Source organism: Nonomuraea sp. NPDC052634 (assembly GCF_040678535.1).
GTDB lineage: Bacteria > Actinomycetota > Actinomycetes > Streptosporangiales > Streptosporangiaceae > Nonomuraea > Nonomuraea fastidiosa.
This window is the reverse complement of sequence record NZ_JBFATY010000002.1, coordinates 494133-512699: the sequence shown is the minus strand read 5'-3', so window position 1 is coordinate 512699 and position 18567 is coordinate 494133. Positions and strand designations below refer to the sequence as shown.

Genomic DNA, 18567 nt, shown 5'->3' with positions numbered 1-18567 from the left:
CAGAGCGGGCCGGAGGATTCGTTTTGGCCTTAGCCCCGGAGCTGGGCTATTCTTTCGGACGTCGCCAACGCGCTCCGCGAGGAGATCGCAGCGGTGGGGTATGGTGTAATTGGCAGCACGACTGATTCTGGTTCAGTTAGTCTAGGTTCGAGTCCTGGTACCCCAGCATCTGAACGGATGTCTCCCGGTGAGACGTCCGTTTTTTCATTTCGCCAACCGATGCAGAATTTCGGAGATCTCCTTGTACGCCTGCCTTGTCGGCGCGTGCGAGGTGGCCACCGTGAAAACCTTGAACCTGTTGCCCGGCGTGGCCGCGTCCGCCTCCCTGATCATCCGGTCCTGCAGCGCGATCGGGATCATCCGGTCCTTGGTGTGGCGGATGTAGACCCGGCGCACCCGGCCCCACCTGTCCTTCCGGCCGCGGGCGTCGGCGCCCTGCACGAGCATGCTCTCGTCCGGCAGCAGCCCGTTCAGCAGGGCCATGAACTCGCCCTCGCCGCCCTCGGCCATGAACGCCTTCTTGGCCGCGTCCAGGAACTTCGGGTTCGCCGAGCGCCAGTTGATGCGCACCGCGCCGATCACCGTGGGGTCCGCCACGATGCCGTCCACCAGGCTCGCCGCCAGGCTCGTCCGCCCCTCCGGGGCGGCGGCGTAGTCGTTGGGGGAGCGCAGGCGGGTGCAGCAGTACGCGGCGTCGTACACGAGCGTGTCGATCAGGTCCGGCACCTCGTCGGCCACCTTCGTGATCGTCGCGCCGCCCAGGCTGCCGCCCACCAGGATCACCGGCCCGTACTCGGCGACCCGGCGCACCACCTTGACCGTCGCCTCCACGTAGTCCTCCAGCCGCACCTTCGCCATCGGCGACTTGAGCGTGGCCAGCGCCTTCAGGTCCTGCGGCGCCTGGTAGGCGCGGTGGAACTGCGCGTCCAGCGCGTGCCCCGGCAGGTCCACGCCGACCGTGCGGTGGCCGCGCAGCACCAGCTCGGAGTCGGCCGTGGTGCCGCCGTTCGAGCCGCTGACGAAGACGTACGTGGTGATCTCCTTCTTCGGCCGGGCCACCGACGTTGCGGCCACCGCCCCGGCACCGGCGGCGGCGAGCTTGAGAACCGTTCTGCGAGTCGTGTCCTTCATGTCTTCGATGCTCGCCTCGGCGGGGCATGCCGCACATCGCCTGACCGGCCGCAGAAGCGGTGGACGCCGGCCATCCACCGATCGGTCGATGCTGTGCCAGGCTCGACACCATGACCAGCCACAACGGCCACGGACAGCCCGCTCGGGGGACGGCCGACGAGCGGGAACCGCAGGCGGTCGGGGAGGGCCGCGGGCGGACGCGGAGGAACACGGTGGCGGAGGGGCGGAGGCTCGGGCGGAGGATCACGATGGGGGAGGGCCGTTGGCGGGGGCGAAGGATGGCGGTGGGGGAGGGCCGCGAGCGGTGGATCTTCGCCGGGCTGGGCTACGGCCTGCTCGCGCTCGGCTCGCTCGCGACCGTCCTCGGCGCCCCACCGGCTTTGAGCACTCCCGAACGTCTGCCGTCCTGGCTGGCGGGCCCGCTCGCGATCTGGACGTCTCAGGAGCGCCCTCAAGGGCCTGGAGAGGCGGATCCGGTGGCGGCGGCGTGGGCGGGCGTGCCGTGGCCGTTCCTGGCGCTGCTGGCGGCGGTGTGGCTGGCGCCCGTCGCGTGGCTTCATCCCGTACGTGAACGGCGGCGGGCACTGGTCGTCGGCCACTTCGTCGTCCTGCAGGCCATCGCCGCCGGGCTGACGCTCAAGGCCCCGGGATTCGTGGTGTTCGCCTCGATCGGCTACCCGCTGGCGATCGGCATGTTCCCGGCCCGCCTGGTCATGGCCGGGGTCACGCTGACCGCCCTCGTCTGCGTCGCCGCCCAGGCCGGTCCCGGCGACCGCGACACCCTGCTCACGGTGCTCGCCGGCGTGGCCGTGCCGCTGGTGGCCGCGGGCTGGTACGTCGCCGCCGAGCACGACAAACGCCGCCGCCTCGTGGAGCGCCTGCGCGCCGCCATGGACGAGAACGCCGAGCTGAACGCCCGCCTCCTCGACCAGGCCAGGCGGGCGGGCGTGCTGGACGAGCGGCACCGCGTTGCCGGGGAGATCCACGACACGCTCGCCCAGGACCTCGTGGCCCTCATCGGCCAGCTCGACGCCGCCCGCGCCGCCGCCGGACCGGGCAGCGAGCACCTCGACAGGGCCGCCGAGCTGGCCCGCCGCGGCCTGGCCGAGACCCGCCGCTCCATCAGCGCCCTGCGTCCAGAGCCCTTGGAGTCGACCGAGCTGCCCCAGGCCCTGCGGCACATGGCCGACTCGTGGGCCGAGACGTCGGGCGTGAACCTGCGCTTCGAGGTCGCCGGCACACCTGTCGCCCTGGCTCCCGACGTGGAGTCCGCCCTGTTCCGCATCGCCCAGGAGGCATTGGCCAACGTCGCCAAGCACGCCCAGGCCACCAGAACGGCTCTCACCTTGACGTACACCGACGAACTCGTCCTTCTGGACATCCGCGACGACGGGCGCGGGTTCGTGCCGCAGCGGCGATCTGACGGCTTCGGCCTGGACGGCATGCGGCAGCGGGCCGGCGGCGTCGGCGGCACGCTGACCGTCGAGTCCGAGCCGGGCTCCGGCACCGCGATCGCCGCCGCCGTACCCGCCATCCCGCCTCCTGACGGAACGGACGGCGGCCGGTGACGGGACGCTGCGACAATCGTCACATCGGGAGGGAGCTTTGATGCCGGTGCGGGTGCTGATAGCCGACGATCATCCGATCGTCCGCGACGGCCTGTGCGCGGCGCTCGCCCGCGAAGCCGCCGATGACATCGTGGTGGTGGGGGAGGCGGGCGACGGCGAGGAGGCCGTCCGCCTGGCCGCCGACCTGTCGCCCGACGTCATCCTCATGGACCTGCGCATGCCCGGCATGGACGGCATGACCGCCATCCGGCGGCTGGCCGGCACAGGTCCCCGGGTGCTGGTGCTGACCACGTTCGACAACGACGTCCTGCCCGCGCTCGAAGCCGGCGCCACCGGCTACCTCCTCAAGGACGCCCCGCCCGCCGAGCTGGCCCGCGCCGTCCTGGCCACTCACCGAGGCGAGACCGTGCTGGCTCCCGCCGTGGCCGGCCGCCTCGCCGACCAGGTACGCAGACCCGCCCGTGGGCGATTGAGCCCGCGCGAGCTCGAGGTTTTGCGCTTGGTCGCCGAGGGCGCCACGAACAAGGAGGCCGCCGCCGCCCTGTTCATCAGCGAGGCCAGCGTCAAGACACACTTGTTGCACATCTACGCCAAGCTGGACGTCCGCGACCGCGCGGCCGCCGTCGGCGAGGCCTACCGCCGCGGCCTCCTGACCACCTGACACCCCGGCCCCCGCACACCCACCCCGCCCTCGTCCGTGGCCGGGCGACTCCAGACGGACATTGGGCCGCCGCAGCCGATGGCCGCGCCCTTCGCGCAGCCCCATTTCGCCCCTCGTCTGAGGTCGGATGGCTCTCGACGGACACCGGGTCGCCGCAGCCGGTGATCGTCCCCCCACGCCAGCTGAGCGGCGCCCGCTGCCTGCCGCCTGTGCGGTGCGGTCGGTGGGTGCTCGGCGCCGTTCGACTGAAGGCCGCTGGCCGGCGCACGGCTGTTGACGACGACTCACACCCTCCGGTAGACGGAGGTCGGCGGGTTGCAGGCGGCCGGGGCGATGCACGGTGAAGGCCGTCACACGCGAGGCACCCGTCGTTCCGCGGCCCTCGGCCGGTGAGTCGCGGTGGGCGCGAGACAGGACGGCGAGGTCGCGCTGCGGCCTTCGGCCGGTGCAGCACGGTGGCCACGCGCTCGTTGGGGCGCTGCGCTCGGCCGGGCTCATCGGCTGGGGCAGCGTACGGTGCCACCGCGCATCCCGTCCTGGATGCGCGAGCGCCTGGCCCGCGTGCCCGTGGACCAGGCGACGGGCCGGCCGGAGGTGACGATTCCGCTGGGCGAATTCGACCCGGCCTGGCAGCGCGGCCCCATGGGGGACTGGGTCCGCCGTTACAGGCCCGATCTGATGGGCCATTAAGCGGTTTGGAGTGGTCTTCCAGGTGCGGTAGAGTTACCTGCGTCGCCGGGGCGAGCCCCCGGCACACGCAGCTTGTGGACAGGGTCCCGTCGTCTAGTGGCCCAGGACGCCGCCCTCTCAAGGCGGTAGCGCCGGTTCGAATCCGGTCGGGACTACCACTGCACGCAAGCGCACCAAGGTCCCGTCGTCTAGTGGCCCAGGACGCCGCCCTCTCAAGGCGGTAGCGCCGGTTCGAATCCGGTCGGGACTACTGTCAGCAGCAATCAGCTCCGGTGCTCAAGGCCCGGGGCTTTTTGTCTGCCCGCGTGTATGCCCATTCGCCCGCTTTCGCTGGCCGGGCGCCCTCCCGTTTCGGTCAGCTTGGCCGCCCCCGTTTCCGTCTCCTGGGCTCGCCCGTTTCCGTCCGCCGAGTAGCCCTCCCATTCCGTCCGCCGAGCACTCGCCCGTTTCCGTTCGTCTGGCGCCCTCGCGCCTTCGCCGGTTTCCGTTCGCAGGGGTGCTGCCGCGGTTTCCGTCCGCATGGCGGGATTCCGCCCACGGGCCTCCGCTTCCCGAGAACCGTGGTGTGAGCTTCGTCTCTCGTACCGGAAATTCCCGGAAAAACCTCGTGGGTGCCGACGCGCTCGTCAGGCGGGGCGGCGGCACCCGGCGGGTGTCACTTCTTCTTGGAACGGGCCTTGAACAGCGCGCGCCGCGCCGCCTTGGCCACCTGCTTGTCGGGGTGGACCTGCGAGATCAGGTCGAGCAGCTCCTCCACGTGAGCATGCGGAATCTTCCAGATCACATCGAGCAGGTTGCCGACCATCTCGGGCCCGATGTCGCGCAGGCTGCTGACGAACTCGGCGCGGCCGAGCCCGGCCGAGATCGTCCACATGTCGAGGATCAGCCAGTGGGTGTCGTCGGGAGTCGGCTCCGGCGCGCCCTCGACGCCGAGCTGGCTGAGGTGGGTGGCCGCGTACGGGCGCAGCGACGGCTGGTCGAGCGCCGCCTGCCAGGCCGGGATGGCGGCCTCGCCCAGGGTGCCGACCACGCTGGCGGCCTGCACCCTGATGAGCGCGTCGCTGTCGTCCTCGGCGGCGGCCGCAAGCAGCTCCTCGGCGGCCTTGGCGGGCTCGCGCAGCCGCATCCACGCGGCGAACTCGGCGTCGGCCTCGTCCTCGGGCAGTTCGGCGCTGAGCGCGAGCAGATCGTGCGCGCTCATGGAGTCGATCGCCGGGCGGGCGTCCACTTCGAGGTCGGCGTCGTCGATCAGGTGGACGACGCCTTCGGTGCCGAGCGGGGTGAGGCGCAGCACGTCGCCGTCGCGCTCGAGCATGCCGTAGCCGGTCAGCCACTCGATCGAGGAGGCCAGCGGGTCGCCGGCCGCCTCCCAGGCATCGGTGCCCAGCTCGTCGAGCTCGGCGGCGGCCTCCTTCAGCTCGCGGGCGAGCCCGTCGAGCTCGCGCGAGCCGCCGGCGAGCAGCAGCCGGACGAGCAGGCCCCGGGTCAGGCCGGCCAGCGCCATCGTGAGATCGTCGTCGTCGAGCTCGGGGTCGCCGTAGTCGACGGAGTGGATGCCGAGCATCCAGGCGTCGAGCACGTCGTCGTCGTCCTCGAACGGCCACTCGGCGGTGTCGTCCTGGACGGTGACGGTGCCGCCTTCGCCTGGCTCGAGGAATTCGAGATCGACGGCGAGGTTCCAGATGTTCCACAGCTCGGGAACGGCCTCGGAGACGGGCCCGTCGGTCTCGGGCTCGGGCAGCCCGACGGCCTCCAGCGCCTCCAGGACCTCGGCATCGGTGAGCAGCGTCTCCTCGCCCACCTTGCGTCCTGTGCCCACCCACACCGCGAGGTCGCGGGCCTTGGCGATGAGCGGCACCTGGCGGGCCGCCGCGGCGAGCTCTGCGTCGGGGCGCAGCCTGACCGTGTCCAGCTCGGCCAGCTCGTCGGCGAACGGCTCGAAGTCGCCGAGATCGCCGGTCTCGTCCTCCTCGTCGCCGCCCTCGCCGTCCTCGATCAGCTCCTCCATGAGATCGACGAACTCGTCCTCGACATCGTCGAGCTCGGCCTGCAGATCGGCGAGGGAGTCGGAGCCCTTGTTGAGCCGGCCTGTGCTGGACAGGAAGGTCAGGTAGGCGTCGACGGCCGGGAGCATCCCGTCGGCGGCCGCGTCGGGGTCCTCCACGACCTTCGGCATGCGGTCGAGCAGCAGGTTACGCAGGTCGGCGCGCTTCCACGTGCCGAGGTCCTGCGAGAAGGCGAGACGGTGCCACAGCGCGGCGGGCCCCACCAGCTCCGGGTCGCTCTCGGGCGCGTTCGTACGCGCCCACACGATGAACTCTTCGAGCAGGGGTCGCAGCTCAGTGGCGGCTACCTCGATGCGATCTGTCACGCACTCAGGCTAGTGCGCCCGCGAGGCTGTCGGCTCCCGAAATACCGCCTTTCACGGATCATGATGAGCGGCGCATGGCCTCGGTGATCCGCTCGGCGGCGGCCATGACCGGCACCGCGTGGAGCCTGCCGGGCGCCCTCGTCAGCCGCTCGATGGGCCCCGAGACCGACACCGCCGCGATCACCTTGCCGCCCGCGCCCCTTATCGGCGCCGAGACGCTCGCCACACCCTGCTCACGCTCGCCGACGCTGTGCGCCCACCCGCGGCGGCGTACGGAGGCCAGGGTCGCCGCGGTGAACTTGGCGCCGCGCAGACCGCGGTGCAGCCGGTCGGGCTCCTCCCACGCCAGCAGGATCTGCGCCGCCGAGCCCGCCGTCATGGGCAACGCGGACCCGACGGGCACCGTGTCGCGCAGGCCGCTGGCCCGCTCGGCGGCGGCCACGCACACGCGCTCGTCGCCCTGGCGCCGGTAGAGCTGCGCGCTCTCCCCGGTCAGGTCACGAAGCTGCATCAATATGGGTCCCGCGACCGCGAGCAGCCGGTCCTCGCCGGCGGCGGTGGACAACTCCGACAGCCTCGGTCCGAGGACGAACCGTCCCTGCGTGTCGCGGCTCACGATGCGGTGGTGCTCAAGAGCGACGGCCAGCCGGTGGGCAGTGGGGCGGGCCAGACCGGTGGCCTGGACGAGCTGGGCCAGTGAAGCGGGTCCCGCTTCAAGGGCATTGAGTACAAGAACCGCCTTGTCGAGTACTCCGACTCCGCTAGAGTTGTCCATACACCGATACTGCAGTCTCGACATATGAGAAAGCAAGTCGGAGATTCTCAAGGAGGAGATCATGGGCCGCACACTGGCCGAGAAGGTCTGGGAGCAGCACGTAGTCCGTCGTGCGGAGGGCGAACCGGACCTGCTCTATATCGACCTGCACCTCATCCACGAGGTGACCAGTCCGCAGGCGTTCGACGGGCTCAGGCTCGCCGGGCGCAAGGTGCGACGGCCCGATCTCACCATCGCCACCGAGGACCACAACGTGCCGACCGTGCTCGGCCCCATCGCCGACCCGGTGTCCAAGACGCAGGTGGAGACCCTGCGCAAGAACGCCGCCGAGTTCGGCATCCGGCTCCATCCGATGGGCGACGACGGCCAGGGCGTGGTCCACATCATCGGCCCCCAGTTCGGGCTCACCCAGCCCGGCATGACCATCGTGTGTGGCGACTCTCACACCTCCACGCACGGCGCGTTCGGCGCGATCGCGTTCGGCATCGGCACCTCCGAGGTCGAGCACGTGCTCGCCACGCAGACGCTGCCCGCCTACCGGCCCAAGACGATGGCCATCGAGGTCAGCGGCGAGCTGCCCGTCGGCGTCACCGCCAAGGACCTGATCCTGGCCATCATCGCCAAGATCGGCACCGGCGGCGGCCAGGGCCACATCGTGGAGTACCGCGGCGAGGCCGTGCGCAAGCTCTCCATGGAGGGCCGCATGACCATCTGCAACATGTCGATCGAGGCGGGCGCGCGGGCCGGCATGATCGCCCCCGACGAGACCACGTTCGCGTACCTGAAAGGCCGCCCCCACGCGCCGAAGGGCGAGCTGTGGGACCAGGCGGTCGAGTACTGGAAGTCGCTGTGCACCGATGAGGACGCCGTCTTCGACAAGGTCGTGGAGATCGACGCCTCCACGCTGACCCCGTACGTCACGTGGGGCACCAACCCCGGTCAGGGCCTGCCGCTGGGCGAGTCCGTCCCCTCGCCGGAGAGCTTCTCCGACCCGGTCGAGCGCGCCGCCGCCGAGCGGGCCCTGGAGTACATGGGGCTCACCGCCGGCACGCCGCTGCGCGACATCGTGGTCGACACCGTGTTCGTCGGCTCGTGCACCAACGGCCGCATCGAGGACCTCCGCTCCGCCGCCGAGATCCTCAAGGGCCGCAAGGTCAAGACCCGCACGCTGGTCGTGCCCGGCTCGATGATGGTCAAGAAGCAGGCCGAGGAGGAGGGCCTGCACGAGATCTTCCAGGCCGCGGGCGCCGAGTGGCGCGCGGCCGGCTGCTCGATGTGCCTCGGCATGAACCCCGACACGCTCAAGCCGGGCGAGCGCAGCGCCTCCACCTCCAACCGCAACTTCGAGGGCCGCCAGGGCAAGGGTGGCCGCACTCACCTGGTGTCGCCGCAGGTCGCCGCCGCGACCGCCGTCACCGGCCGCCTCACCGCACCCGCCGACCTGTAAGGGAGACCACGTTCCATGGAAGCCTTCACCACCCACACCGGTACGGCGGTGCCGCTGCGCCGCAGCAACGTCGACACCGACCAGATCATCCCGGCCGTCTGGCTCAAGCAGGTCAGCCGCACCGGCTTCGAGAAGGGGCTGTTCGCCGCCTGGCGCGAGGACCCCGATTTCGTGCTCAACAACCCCGCCTACGAGGGCGGCTCGATCCTGGTCTCCGGCCCCGACTTCGGCACCGGCTCCTCGCGCGAGCACGCCGTGTGGGCGCTGCAGCAGTACGGGTTCCGCGTCGTGATCTCGGCCCGCTTCGGCGACATCTTCCGCAACAACGCCACCAAGATGGGCCTGCTCCCGGTTGTCCTGCCGGGCGAGAAGGTCGAGGAGCTGCAGGCCGCCGTCGAGGCAGACCCGAAGCTGGAGGTGACCGTCGACCTGGTCGAACGCCAGGTCCGCTGGGGCGGCCAGACGGTCCCGTTCGAGATCGACGACTACACCCGCTGGCGGCTGATGGAGGGTCTCGACGACATCGGCCTGACCCTGCGTCACGAGAGCGAAGTGGCGGCGTACGAGAATGGTCGGCAGCCATGGCTGCCGACGACCGTCTAGACGACGACGAACTGGCGCGGCGGTTGCGCGATGCGCACCGCCGCGTCCGCATGCTGCCCGCCGACCGCAGGGAACGCCTCGCGCGCCGCTATCTCGCGATCTGCGACCTGGCCAAGCACGACCGGGAAAGGGCCGCGATGCGCCTCGACGCGTTTCTGCGCGCCCTTGACGAGGCTTTCGACACGCCACGTAGTGAAGAAAACCCGCTCGGTGATTGAGTTCATACGCGATCCCGCCTACTTTCAGAGCCCGTAAGGGGTTTCTACGTCGAACTCGTGAGCTGGAACCCCGAGCCGTAACTGGGGGAGCAGGACTTTCATGAACAAGCGAGAACTCGTCGAGGCCATCGCGGATCGGGTGGGCGACAGGAAGACGGCCACGGAGGCCGTCAACGCGGTCATCGACACCATCCAGAAGGCCGTGGCCGGCGGCGACAAGGTCTCGATCACGGGCTTCGGCGCGTTCGAGATGGTGAACAAGCCCGCCCGCACGGCGCGCAATCCGTCCACCGGCGCGGAAATCAACGTGCCGGAGAGCTGGGCGCCCAAGTTCCGTCCCGGTTCCGATTTCAAAGAACTGGTGAACGAGGGCGGCAAGAAAATCGGCAAGAAGAAGTAAATACAGCGGACCGCTGAACGCCCGGGCCACGCGGCCCGGGCGTCCGCGTGTCCGGACGCCTTGAGACGGACCTGCGGACGGGCCGGCGCGTCAGGACGTGAAGGCCTCCGGCACCGGGAACGTGGACAGCGTGATGTAGGTGATCTCGCCGTCCCTCATGCCGAGATTGACCCGCTGGCCGGAGCGGAGCAGCCGCAGCGGGCCCGCGTCGAACGCGGCCGTGCCGAACGGGAGCACGGCACCGTCGTCGAGGAAGACCGTGCCGGAACGGGTGGCCTGGTCGAAACTGCGTACGGTCGCCTGCACGCCACCAGCTTAAGCGCCGGCCCGCCGCCCGAGGAGCCGAGGGATTCAGGCGGGGTCCAGACCGGCGTCCGGCCACAGCTCGGCGACCACGGCGGCCGTGTGCCGCCCGAGGCCCAGCCGGATGGCGGCGCGCAGGTCGTCGGGGGTGTCCACGTCGCGGCGCACGGAGTCGATCCCCGGCACGCACAGCTCCTTGGCCCCGACCGCCAGGTGCTTGGCCCGCGACTCGCCGCCGAACCTCGGCGTGAACGGCTGCCCCGGCCGTACCCCGTAGAACGTGGTGCCGACGTCGAGCGCGTCGGGCACGAACGCCTGGTCGAACTCGGCCGCCGCCTCCAGCGCCACCGCCAGCTCGGCCGGGCGCAGCGCGGGCAGGTCGGCCTGGAGCGCGCCCACCGCGTCATCGGGCGCGACGCGTACGGCGTGCGCGGCGCCCGTGCGCAGGGCGGTGTTCAGCCCCCGGTCGGGATCCGGCACCACATCGGCGCCCAGCGCGGCCAGCGGCCCCGCGGCGGCGGGATCGGCCGTCACCACGATGACCCGCGCGACCGGCGGGCAGGCCAGCGCGGCGGCCACGGTGTCGCAGGCCACGGCCACGGCCAGCCGCGTGCGATGGGGCCCCGTCGCGGCCGCCAGCCGGGTCTTCGCCGCGACCAGCGTCTTCACCGGAATCACCAGGGACCAGCGGATGCTCATAGGGTAAGCATCGCGCCTCGACAGCCCGCGCGGCCAACCGGGAGACTTGGGGCGCATCCCGTACGTGTTGGAGGAAGACCATGAGCCGCCCCACGAGACCACCGCGTTTCTGGGAGACCCTGGCAGTCGTCGTGGTGAAACCACTGTCCTGGCTCCTGGTCAAGAAGGACTGGCGCAACGGCGACCGCATCCCGAGGACCGGCGGCGTGATCATCGCGGCGAACCACCTGTCGTGGACCGATCCCGTGCTGCTGTCGCACTTCCTGTACAACCACGGCCGCTGGCCGGTCATTCTGGCCAAGTCGGGGCTGTTCAAGGTGCCGTTCCTCGGCCGGGCCATCTCCTCGCTGCTCGCCATCCCCGTCGAGCGGGGCAGCAGCGAGGCCGCCAAGTCGCTGCGGATCTCAGAGGAGCGGCTGGCCAACGGGTGCGCGATCCTCTTCTACCCCGAGGGCACCTGCACCCGCGATCCCGACCTGTGGCCGATGGTCGGCAAGACCGGCGCGGCCAGGCTCGCGCTGCAAAGCGGCGCCCCGGTCATCCCCGTGGCCCACTGGGGCGCACACGAGCTGCTGCCGTACGGCTCGAAGCGGCCCAGGCTGTTCCCGCGCAAGACGTTCCACGTGAGCGTGGGCCCGCCGGTGGACCTGTCGAAGTACGAGGGCAAGCCGTTGCGCGCCGACGTGCTGCGCGCGGCCACGGCCGACATCATGGCCGCGGTCACCGCGCAGCTCGCCGAGCTGCGCGGCGAGAAGGCCCCCGATACCCCCTACGACCCGTCGAGGCGGTGAGCGCATGACGAAGGCAGCCGTGTTCGGCACGGGTTCGTGGGGCACCACGTTCGCGATGATCCTGGCGGAGGCGGGCAACGAGGTCACGCTGTGGGGCCGCAGGAAGGAGCTGGTCGAGGCCATCGACCGCGACCACGCCAACCCCGACTACCTGCCCGGCGTGCCGCTGCCGCCCTCCCTGCGGGCCACCACCGACCCCGAGCGTGCGCTGGCGGGCGCCGACTTCGTGGTGCTCGCGGTGCCGTCACAGCAGCTTCGGCCCAACCTCACGGCGTGGAAACCGTACATCCCGCCGCGCGCGGTGCTGGTCAGCCTGATGAAGGGCATCGAGCTGGGCACCACCAAGCGGATGAGCGAGGTGATCCGCGAGGTCGCCGAGGTGCCCGGCGAGCGGGTCGCCGTCGTCTCCGGGCCCAATCTCGCCCAGGAGATCGCCCACCGCCAGCCCGCCGCGACCGTGGTGGCCTGCACCGACGAGAGCGTGGCCGAGCGGCTGCAGGCGATCTGCCACCTGCCGCCGTGGTTCCGGCCGTACACCAACCCCGACGTCGTCGGCGTCGAGCTGGGCGGCGCGGTGAAGAACGTCATCGCGCTCGCCGTCGGCGTCTCCGCGGGCATGGGCATGGGCGACAACGTCAGCGCCATGCTCATCACGCGCGGCCTGGCCGAGATCTCCCGGCTCGGCGCGGCGCTCGGAGCCGACCCCCACACCTTCGCCGGCCTGGCCGGCATGGGCGACCTGGTCGCCACCTGCACCTCCCCGCTGTCGCGCAACCGCACGTTCGGCGAGAACCTCGGGCGCGGCATGACGCTGGAGGAGGTCGTCGCCGCCACCAAGCAGACCGCCGAGGGCGTCAAGTCGTGCGAGTCGGTGCTGGAGCTGGCGAGGAAGCACGACGTGGAGATGCCGATCACGGAGGTCGTCGTCGGAGTCGTGCACGACGGCATGTCTCCGGCCGAGGCGGGCATGCTGCTGATGTCGCGCTCACCGAAGCCGGAACGATACGGGTTGTGAAATGACCTGAATACGGCGTGCTCGGCTCGCTGTGACCGGTACACCCCGGTAGATTCGGACACCATGAGCAAGCCACGCGTCGCCGTCGTTTTCGGAGGTCGCAATTCCGAGCACGCCGTGTCCCTGATGGGCGCGGGCAGCGTGCTGGAGGCGATCGACAGGACCAAGTACGAGGTGATCCCGATCGGGATCGCCCAGGACGGCAGGTGGGTGCTGGCCGCTTCCCACCAGCGGTTCGCCATCGAGTCCGGCGAGCTGCCGGTCGTCGACACCTCAGGTGCGGCGCTCGCGCTGCCCTCGGGCGGCGGCGGCAGTCTCGTGGCGTACGACCAGGGCAGCATCCCGGTCGAGCTCGGCACGGTCGACGTGGTGTTCCCCGTGATGCACGGCCCGTTCGCCGAGGACGGCACCATCCAGGGCTTGCTCGAGATGGCGGGCGTCCGCTACGTCGGCTCCGGCGTGCTGGCCAGCGCCGTCGGCATGGACAAGGCGTACATGAAGACCGTGATGGCCGCGGCGGGCCTGCCGATCGGCCGCTACGTCGTCGTACGCGACCGCGACTGGCGGCTCAACCGCGAGGCCGTGCTCAAGGAGGCCGAGGAGCTCGGCTACCCGGTCTTCGTCAAGCCCGCCAGGGCCGGCTCGTCCCAAGGCATCTCCAAGGCGCACGACCGCGCCGAGCTGGAGGAGGCCGTCGAGTTCGCCAGGGAGCACGACCCCAAGGTGCTCATCGAGGCGGCGATCGCCGGCCGCGAGATCGAGTGCGCGGTGCTGCAGTCGCTGGGCGACGAGCGAGCGGCCGCGTCGCTGCCCGGCGAGGTGAAGGTCGAGGGCGGGCAGGAGTTCTTCGACTTCGAGGCGAAGTACTACCCCGACCAGATGTCGCTCACGGTGCCCGCCGACATCCCGCCGGAGACCACCGAGGAGCTGCGGGCGATGGCGGTGCGGGCGTTCGAGGCGCTCGACTGCGAGGGGCTCGCCCGGGTCGACTTCTTCTACACCCCCGACGGCAAGCTCATCTTCAACGAGATCAACACCATGCCGGGGTTCACGTCGCTGTCGGTGGCGCCGCAGCTCTGGGCCGCCTCAGGGCTGTCGTACCCGGAGCTGGTCGACCGGCTCATCCAGCTCGCGCTGCAGCGACGGGCCGGGCTGCGCTGAAGATCTCGGGTCAGGCCGCCGGCGCGGTGGCCTGCGCGATCGGCTTCGACAGGTCGGTGAGCACCTCGGCCGGTACGTGCTCGCCGCCGATCGTGACCTCGACGTACGCGGTGTCGGTCACGGCCGTGAACAGCGCGGGCTTGTCCGGGTCGGAGAACCAGCCCACGCCGCCGATCTCCTGCAACTGGTCGGTGGGCGCCATGCGCGCCGGCCGCGGCACGCCGCAGCGCAGCGCGATGACGCCCGAGCCCCAGACGGCGACGTACGGGGAGGCCGGCTCCGAGGTGCCGCGCTCCTCGCCGTCGAGCGTCTCGGGCAGCAGCGGCGCCAGCCGGTCGCAGGCCGCCGCCGCCTCGCCCTCGGGCCTGGGCGGCTCGACCTGCACCGTGCCGCCGCAACCGGCGAGTGCGAGGAGAACGAGCAGGACGGCGGCGACACGCATGCGACGACCACTACCTCCGCGACAGGGGCGCGTGCGCGCCCGTCAGATGTTTTCGTCAGATGTTTCCGTCAGATATGCCGTCAGATATGGACGATCGGACACGTAAGCGTACGCGTGATGCCCTGCACCGCCTGAATCTGGGCCACGACGAGCTTGCCCAGCTCATCGACGTTGTTGGCCTCCGCGCGCACGATCACGTCGTAGGGCCCCGTCACGTCCTCGGCCCGCGTGACCCCGGGGATGCCGGAGATTTCGCGCGCCACGGCGGCGGCCTTGCCGACTTCGGTCTGAATAAGGATGTAGGCCTGCACCATCACGTCCTCCCGGGCGATTGGATCACGCCGAAGGGCCACCGTACCCTGTGTGCGTCAGGAGGTGCGTCATCACAGTCGGAGATCTCGGCGAATTCGGTGTGGTAAAACGCATCACCGGACGTCTGCCCCAAGGCGACGCGGTGATGCTCGGCCCGGGTGATGACGCCGCCGTCATCGGCGCCCCGGACGGGCGCGTCGCGGTCTCGACGGACCTGCTGATCGAGGGCCGCCACTTCCGCCGCGACTGGTCGGGCGGCTATGACGTGGGCCGTAAGGCCGCCGCTCAGAACCTCGCCGACGTCGCGGCCATGGGTGCCCGTCCCACCTGCCTCGTGGTCGGCCTCGGCCTGCCCGCCGACCTGCCGGTGGACTGGCTGGACGAGCTGACCGCCGGGTTCGCCGACGAGTGCGCCACCGTGGGCGCGAGCGTGGCCGGCGGCGACGTGACCCGCTGCGACCTGGTCGTTCTCGGCGTGACCGCGCTCGGCGACCTCGGCGGGCGCGCTCCCGTCACCCGGTCGGGGGCCCGGCCTGGGCACGTGGTGGCGGTGGCCGGCCGGCTCGGCCGCTCGGCCGCCGGGCTGGCGCTGCTGTCGGCCGGGGTTCCGGTGGCCGCTCCCGCGCTGGCCGAGGCCGTGGCGGGGCATCGGCGCCCGTGCCCGCCGTACGAGAGCGGGATCGAGGCGGCCGAGCTGGGCGCGAGCGCCATGCTGGACGTCAGCGACGGGCTGCTGCAGGACCTGGGGCACATCGCGCAGGCGAGCGGCGTGCACGTGGAGCTGGATCCCGCCGCCTTCGCCCCCTTCACCTTGGACGAGCCGGTGGCGGCGGCGGCCAAGGAGCTGGGGGCCGATGCGCTGGAGTGGGTGCTGTCGGGTGGCGAGGATCACGCGCTGGCGGCGGCCTTCCCCGCCGAGGTACGGCTGCCGGAGCCGTGGCATATCGTGGGCCGGGTGACCGAGGGCTCCGGGGTGAGCGTGCTCGGGAGAGAAATCGGACAGCGCGGGTGGGATCACTTTCGGTGACGACTTGTCCTGATTTACGTGAAATTTTCCCGGTTTGGGGTATGACTAGTGGGATTGCTGTGACAACGGCGTAGCAAAGGTGTTATGAAGAGTGGCGGCCACTGTAACCGGGAAGAAAGGGCAGCCATGGGCCGCCACGGCACAGGTGGATCCGAAGACGGGGACGAACGGGGGCACAGCGCTTTTTGGGGTCCTGACGAGCAGGCCGAGCCGCCGGGCTGGCCCTCGCTGCCGGACCAGCCCGAGGTGACGGGGCAGTGGGCCCCGATGCCGCGGCGTACCGACGCACCGCCACCGCGCGCGACGCAGTCGGAGCCGTTCGAGACCACCGGGGCCTTCGCGCTGCCGACCAACGTCCCCGGCGGGTTCCCGCCGGGCAACGACCCCGCGGGCGCCTACCCGCAGCAGCCTGGGCGCGACTCCAGGCCGGATGAGGCCGGGCCGTTCGAGACGACGGGCGCATTCGCCCGCCCGCCGGAGTGGAACCAGCCCGCTCCCGGCCCCGCCGACCAGACGGCCGTCTTCGGCGGCGGCCCCGGCCAGACGAGCACGCAGCCCGGCCTCTCGTACGCGCAGAGCGGTGACACACTGTCCGACCTGTCCGCCGAGCAGCGCGGGCTGTTCGACCCGCCGAGGGACCAGCGCGGCGCCTTCGACGACGACCAGCGGGGCTCGTACGAGGAGCGGACCAGGACGTTCGACGGGCCGATCGACCAGCAAGGGCCGTTCGACGCGGACCGGCGTGAGCCCTTCGGCTCCTCCTTCGATGGAGCGCCGGACGACCGTACGGCGAGATTCGACTCGCCCTCGGGGCCCAGCCCCGTCTACGGCGGCCCGCCCGAGCCCGGCGACGTCAAGGTCGCCGGCGAGCCGACCGCTGCACCGACCCCAGCCTGGGCGAACGCCGAGACCTCCTTCCTCGGCGCCGACCCGGGCTGGCCCGACGAAGACGACGAGCCGCGCGGCCGCCGTGGCCGCCGCAGGCAGGGCCGTGGCGGCGGCGGAGACGACGACGCGCTCGCGGCCGCGCCCTCCGGGGCCGGCAAGGGCCGCGTGGCGCTGCTGTCCGTGGCCGCCGTGGCCGTCGTGCTCGGCGGCACGGTGGCGGGCGTCAAGTTCATGAGCTCCAGCGACCCGGCCAAGTGCGAGGGCACGACGTGCGCCGCCGTACAGGCTCCCAACCAGCGCCCCGCGCCCGCCGAGTCCGGGCCCGCCGAGGAGGAGACCGAGGCCGCGCCCGAGGAAGAGCCGGTGGAGGAGGAGCCGACGGAGAGCGAGGAGCCCTCCAAGTCCGCGGCCCCGACCCCCACGATGAACGCCGGGGTGCCGCGCCGCACCGCCGACCCGTCGCCGACGCCCACCAGGACCAGGGCGAAGAAGCAGGAGGAGAAGCCGGTCTCCGAGCCGTCGCCGGACATCCAGGAGACCGCCTCCGAAGAGCCCAGCGAGGAGGTCTCCCAGCTCGACGACGCCGGCACCAACAACAACACCGGCACCACCCCGCAGGACCAGCCCTCCCCGACGCCCAGCGACGACAGCGTCGGCGTGGGCGACGACTTCGGGTTCGAGCAGCCGTTCGGCAACACCGGTGCGCTCAACGTCAAGCAGACCATCCAGCAGCGGCTGACGACGTACCAGGCGAACCTGACGCTGTCGAACGAGTCCGCGCAGCCGCTGCAGAGCCCGACCGTGTCCGTGCCGGTCGAGGGCAAGGTCGTGAAGGTGGACGGCGCGCAGTGGACCCAGGACGGCGACCTGCTGATCCTCGACCTGTCCACCACGCTTGCCGCCGGCGACTCGGTCAAGGTGTCCTTCACCGCCACCGGCAGGGGCGCCAAGGCCCGCAACTGCGGCATGGTCTCCGGCCAGTGCGCCATCAGCTGACCCTCCACGCCCCGGGCGGAGCCTCTCTCCGCCCGGGCTTGCCGGGGTCGGCGCGTCTTGGACGGGTGGACGTTTCGCGCGGTTCGTGACGCCCGCTTGATGGCGGTTCGTGACGCCCGCTTGATGTTCGTGACGCCCGCTTGATGGACCGCCGCGCAGCCGTCTGCGGCGATCGTCCCTGCGCGCCTTCAGGTGAGTGGTGGACAGGTGCTACCGCGCACTGCGCGCGTCGCGGCTCTCCTCCGCGCATCGCCGACGTCGCCTCAGCCTCGCGGTCGTCGCCGAGAGGCTGTGCTGTGCGCCCCTGTACCGGGTGATGGCCGTCATGGGCGCGTCTCAGCGCCACACAGAGCGCGTGGGGACGGCCGTGGGTACCCGATTGCCCGGAATGGCGGAAAACGCCGCTGTCAGGACGTGTCCACGGCCTGAGGCGACGCCGTGGACGGTGCCGCCTCAGGTCGAGGCGACGCCCATGGATGGTGCCGCCTCAGGTCGCGCCGCGCGTGGACGGTGCCGCCTCAGGTCGAGGCGACGCCCGTGGACGGTACCGCTGTGGGGGACGCGTCGCTCGTGAGCCTGAGGAAGGGCGTGTGGCACGCGGCACCCTCGGCCGCGTGAGCCCTGCCGCGATCCGGCCGGGCCGGGCGGAGCGCCGACCCTGCGCCGACTGGTGAGGCCGGCGGCGCCGCCGGCGTGCGTGATGCGTTTCTCTGACGTTGGCCGGGCATGACGAAGGCCCGCTGCTCCCGAAGCGGGAGGCGGGCCTTTCGTCGGAAGTGTGAACTAGCGGGTGACCTTGCCCGCCTTGATGCACGAGGTGCACACGTTCAGCTTCTTCGGCGTGCCGCCGACGACCGCGCGAACCGTCTGGATGTTGGGGTTCCAGCGCCGACGGGTGCGGCGGTGAGAGTGAGACACGTTGTTGCCGAAGGTCGGGCCCTTGCGGCAGACATCGCAGACGGAAGCCACGGTATCGCTCCTTTAAAACAGTCGATGTAGCCCTGTCCGCTGATGCTTTCCGGGCGGAGGGCATGCCGGGACGACCGGCCAGCCAGATGAGAATATCCGA

General features: G+C 71.3%; 20 protein-coding genes and 3 tRNA genes. 15 read left to right on the top strand and 8 right to left on the bottom strand.

Going from position 1 to position 18567, the window contains the following annotated elements; all coding sequences use genetic code 11:
* Nucleotides 1-94 precede the first annotated feature (94 nt).
* Nucleotides 95-166, top strand: a tRNA-Gln gene (locus tag AB0K67_RS15010).
* Nucleotides 167-204: 38 nt separating this feature from the next.
* Here AB0K67_RS15010 and AB0K67_RS15005 read toward each other — a convergent pair.
* Nucleotides 205-1131, bottom strand: a complete 927-nt coding sequence (locus AB0K67_RS15005) for an alpha/beta hydrolase (RefSeq protein ID WP_364058950.1) — start codon at nucleotides 1129-1131, stop codon at nucleotides 205-207.
* A 284-nt stretch (nucleotides 1132-1415) separates the two neighbouring features.
* Between AB0K67_RS15005 and AB0K67_RS15000 the strand changes: the two genes are divergently transcribed.
* From AB0K67_RS15000 to AB0K67_RS14980, 5 genes are all read left to right on the top strand, one after another.
* Entirely contained in the window at nucleotides 1416-2699 is a 1284-nt protein-coding gene (locus AB0K67_RS15000) for a sensor histidine kinase (RefSeq protein WP_364058947.1), read from the top strand.
* 40 nt (nucleotides 2700-2739) lie between these two features.
* Nucleotides 2740-3360: a response regulator transcription factor gene (locus AB0K67_RS14995; protein ID WP_364058944.1), complete on the top strand. Its 621-nt coding sequence runs from the start codon at nucleotides 2740-2742 to the stop codon at nucleotides 3358-3360.
* A 540-nt stretch (nucleotides 3361-3900) separates the two neighbouring features.
* A complete protein-coding gene (locus AB0K67_RS14990) occupies nucleotides 3901-4050 on the top strand; it encodes a hypothetical protein (RefSeq protein ID WP_364058941.1) in 150 nt (49 codons plus the stop codon).
* 82 nt (nucleotides 4051-4132) lie between these two features.
* Nucleotides 4133-4208 (top strand) — tRNA-Glu (locus AB0K67_RS14985).
* A 19-nt stretch (nucleotides 4209-4227) separates the two neighbouring features.
* A tRNA-Glu gene (locus AB0K67_RS14980) sits at nucleotides 4228-4300 on the top strand.
* 405 nt (nucleotides 4301-4705) lie between these two features.
* Here the strand turns inward: AB0K67_RS14980 and AB0K67_RS14975 are convergent.
* Together AB0K67_RS14975 and AB0K67_RS14970 are read right to left on the bottom strand one after the other, a co-directional pair.
* Entirely contained in the window at nucleotides 4706-6421 is a 1716-nt protein-coding gene (locus AB0K67_RS14975; protein ID WP_364058939.1) for a hypothetical protein, read from the bottom strand.
* 58 nt (nucleotides 6422-6479) lie between these two features.
* Entirely contained in the window at nucleotides 6480-7196 is a 717-nt protein-coding gene (locus AB0K67_RS14970) for an IclR family transcriptional regulator (RefSeq protein WP_364058936.1), read from the bottom strand.
* Nucleotides 7197-7257: 61 nt separating this feature from the next.
* On the opposite strand from AB0K67_RS14970, the gene leuC reads away from it, so the two are divergent.
* The 4 genes from leuC (at nucleotide 7258) to AB0K67_RS14950 (ending at nucleotide 9864) form a co-directional block, all read left to right on the top strand.
* Entirely contained in the window at nucleotides 7258-8643 is a 1386-nt protein-coding gene (gene leuC, locus AB0K67_RS14965; RefSeq protein WP_364058933.1) for a 3-isopropylmalate dehydratase large subunit, read from the top strand.
* A gap of 15 nt (nucleotides 8644-8658) precedes the next feature.
* Nucleotides 8659-9246, top strand: coding sequence for a 3-isopropylmalate dehydratase small subunit (leuD, locus tag AB0K67_RS14960; protein ID WP_364058930.1), 588 nt, complete (start codon nucleotides 8659-8661; stop codon nucleotides 9244-9246).
* Complete coding sequence (locus AB0K67_RS14955) at nucleotides 9225-9464, top strand: hypothetical protein (protein WP_364058927.1); 240 nt, start codon at nucleotides 9225-9227, stop codon at nucleotides 9462-9464. The genes leuD and AB0K67_RS14955 overlap by 22 nt, the downstream gene beginning before the upstream one ends.
* Nucleotides 9465-9564: 100 nt before the next feature.
* Nucleotides 9565-9864, top strand: coding sequence for an HU family DNA-binding protein (locus tag AB0K67_RS14950; RefSeq protein ID WP_364058924.1), 300 nt, complete (start codon nucleotides 9565-9567; stop codon nucleotides 9862-9864).
* A 90-nt stretch (nucleotides 9865-9954) separates the two neighbouring features.
* Here AB0K67_RS14950 and AB0K67_RS14945 read toward each other — a convergent pair whose 3' ends face one another.
* Together AB0K67_RS14945 and cofC are read right to left on the bottom strand one after the other, a co-directional pair.
* Nucleotides 9955-10170 (bottom strand): hypothetical protein, encoded by a 216-nt coding sequence (locus AB0K67_RS14945; protein WP_364058921.1) that lies wholly within the window; start codon nucleotides 10168-10170, stop codon nucleotides 9955-9957.
* 45 nt (nucleotides 10171-10215) lie between these two features.
* The gene (gene cofC, locus AB0K67_RS14940; RefSeq protein ID WP_364058918.1) at nucleotides 10216-10866 is read right to left on the bottom strand and encodes a 2-phospho-L-lactate guanylyltransferase; all 651 of its coding nucleotides are present in this window, start codon (nucleotides 10864-10866) and stop codon (nucleotides 10216-10218) included.
* 131 nt (nucleotides 10867-10997) lie between these two features.
* On the opposite strand from cofC, the gene AB0K67_RS14935 reads away from it, so the two are divergent.
* From AB0K67_RS14935 to AB0K67_RS14925, 3 genes are all read left to right on the top strand, one after another.
* Nucleotides 10998-11657: a lysophospholipid acyltransferase family protein gene (locus AB0K67_RS14935; RefSeq protein ID WP_364058915.1), complete on the top strand. Its 660-nt coding sequence runs from the start codon at nucleotides 10998-11000 to the stop codon at nucleotides 11655-11657.
* Between the two features lie 4 nt (nucleotides 11658-11661).
* A complete protein-coding gene (locus tag AB0K67_RS14930) occupies nucleotides 11662-12672 on the top strand; it encodes an NAD(P)H-dependent glycerol-3-phosphate dehydrogenase (RefSeq protein ID WP_364058912.1) in 1011 nt (336 codons plus the stop codon).
* Between the two features lie 63 nt (nucleotides 12673-12735).
* Nucleotides 12736-13833 (top strand): D-alanine--D-alanine ligase family protein, encoded by a 1098-nt coding sequence (locus AB0K67_RS14925; protein WP_364058909.1) that lies wholly within the window; start codon nucleotides 12736-12738, stop codon nucleotides 13831-13833.
* A 10-nt stretch (nucleotides 13834-13843) separates the two neighbouring features.
* Here the strand turns inward: AB0K67_RS14925 and AB0K67_RS14920 are convergent, their stop codons facing one another.
* Nucleotides 13844-14275 (bottom strand): DUF3515 family protein, encoded by a 432-nt coding sequence (locus tag AB0K67_RS14920; RefSeq protein ID WP_364058906.1) that lies wholly within the window; start codon nucleotides 14273-14275, stop codon nucleotides 13844-13846.
* Between the two features lie 80 nt (nucleotides 14276-14355).
* The gene (locus AB0K67_RS14915; protein ID WP_364058903.1) at nucleotides 14356-14589 is read right to left on the bottom strand and encodes an Lrp/AsnC ligand binding domain-containing protein; all 234 of its coding nucleotides are present in this window, start codon (nucleotides 14587-14589) and stop codon (nucleotides 14356-14358) included.
* A gap of 47 nt (nucleotides 14590-14636) precedes the next feature.
* Here AB0K67_RS14915 and AB0K67_RS14910 point away from each other — a divergent pair, with 47 nt between their 5' ends.
* Both AB0K67_RS14910 and AB0K67_RS14905 read left to right on the top strand, forming a co-directional pair.
* Nucleotides 14637-15614, top strand: coding sequence for a thiamine-phosphate kinase (locus AB0K67_RS14910; RefSeq protein WP_364058900.1), 978 nt, complete (start codon nucleotides 14637-14639; stop codon nucleotides 15612-15614).
* A 267-nt stretch (nucleotides 15615-15881) separates the two neighbouring features.
* Entirely contained in the window at nucleotides 15882-17498 is a 1617-nt protein-coding gene (locus tag AB0K67_RS14905; RefSeq protein ID WP_364058897.1) for a hypothetical protein, read from the top strand.
* A gap of 783 nt (nucleotides 17499-18281) precedes the next feature.
* Here AB0K67_RS14905 and rpmB read toward each other — a convergent pair.
* Complete coding sequence (gene rpmB / locus AB0K67_RS14900; protein WP_043618345.1) at nucleotides 18282-18467, bottom strand: 50S ribosomal protein L28; 186 nt, start codon at nucleotides 18465-18467, stop codon at nucleotides 18282-18284.
* Between the last annotated feature and the right edge of the window lie 100 nt (nucleotides 18468-18567).

Coding starts and splice junctions, on each gene's coding strand:
- AB0K67_RS15005 (WP_364058950.1), bottom strand. CDS start 1,131: ATGAAGGACACGACTCGCAGAACGGTTCTCAAGCTCGCCGCCGCCGGT.
- AB0K67_RS14995 (WP_364058944.1), top strand. CDS start 2,740: ATGCCGGTGCGGGTGCTGATAGCCGACGATCATCCGATCGTCCGCGAC.
- AB0K67_RS14990 (WP_364058941.1), top strand. CDS start 3,901: ATGCGCGAGCGCCTGGCCCGCGTGCCCGTGGACCAGGCGACGGGCCGG.
- AB0K67_RS14970 (WP_364058936.1), bottom strand. CDS start 7,196: ATGGACAACTCTAGCGGAGTCGGAGTACTCGACAAGGCGGTTCTTGTA.
- leuC (WP_364058933.1), top strand. CDS start 7,258: ATGGGCCGCACACTGGCCGAGAAGGTCTGGGAGCAGCACGTAGTCCGT.
- leuD (WP_364058930.1), top strand. CDS start 8,659: ATGGAAGCCTTCACCACCCACACCGGTACGGCGGTGCCGCTGCGCCGC.
- AB0K67_RS14955 (WP_364058927.1), top strand. CDS start 9,225: ATGGCTGCCGACGACCGTCTAGACGACGACGAACTGGCGCGGCGGTTG.
- AB0K67_RS14950 (WP_364058924.1), top strand. CDS start 9,565: ATGAACAAGCGAGAACTCGTCGAGGCCATCGCGGATCGGGTGGGCGAC.
- cofC (WP_364058918.1), bottom strand. CDS start 10,866: ATGAGCATCCGCTGGTCCCTGGTGATTCCGGTGAAGACGCTGGTCGCG.
- AB0K67_RS14930 (WP_364058912.1), top strand. CDS start 11,662: ATGACGAAGGCAGCCGTGTTCGGCACGGGTTCGTGGGGCACCACGTTC.
- AB0K67_RS14925 (WP_364058909.1), top strand. CDS start 12,736: ATGAGCAAGCCACGCGTCGCCGTCGTTTTCGGAGGTCGCAATTCCGAG.
- AB0K67_RS14920 (WP_364058906.1), bottom strand. CDS start 14,275: ATGCGTGTCGCCGCCGTCCTGCTCGTTCTCCTCGCACTCGCCGGTTGC.
- AB0K67_RS14915 (WP_364058903.1), bottom strand. CDS start 14,589: ATGGTGCAGGCCTACATCCTTATTCAGACCGAAGTCGGCAAGGCCGCC.
- AB0K67_RS14905 (WP_364058897.1), top strand. CDS start 15,882: ATGCCGCGGCGTACCGACGCACCGCCACCGCGCGCGACGCAGTCGGAG.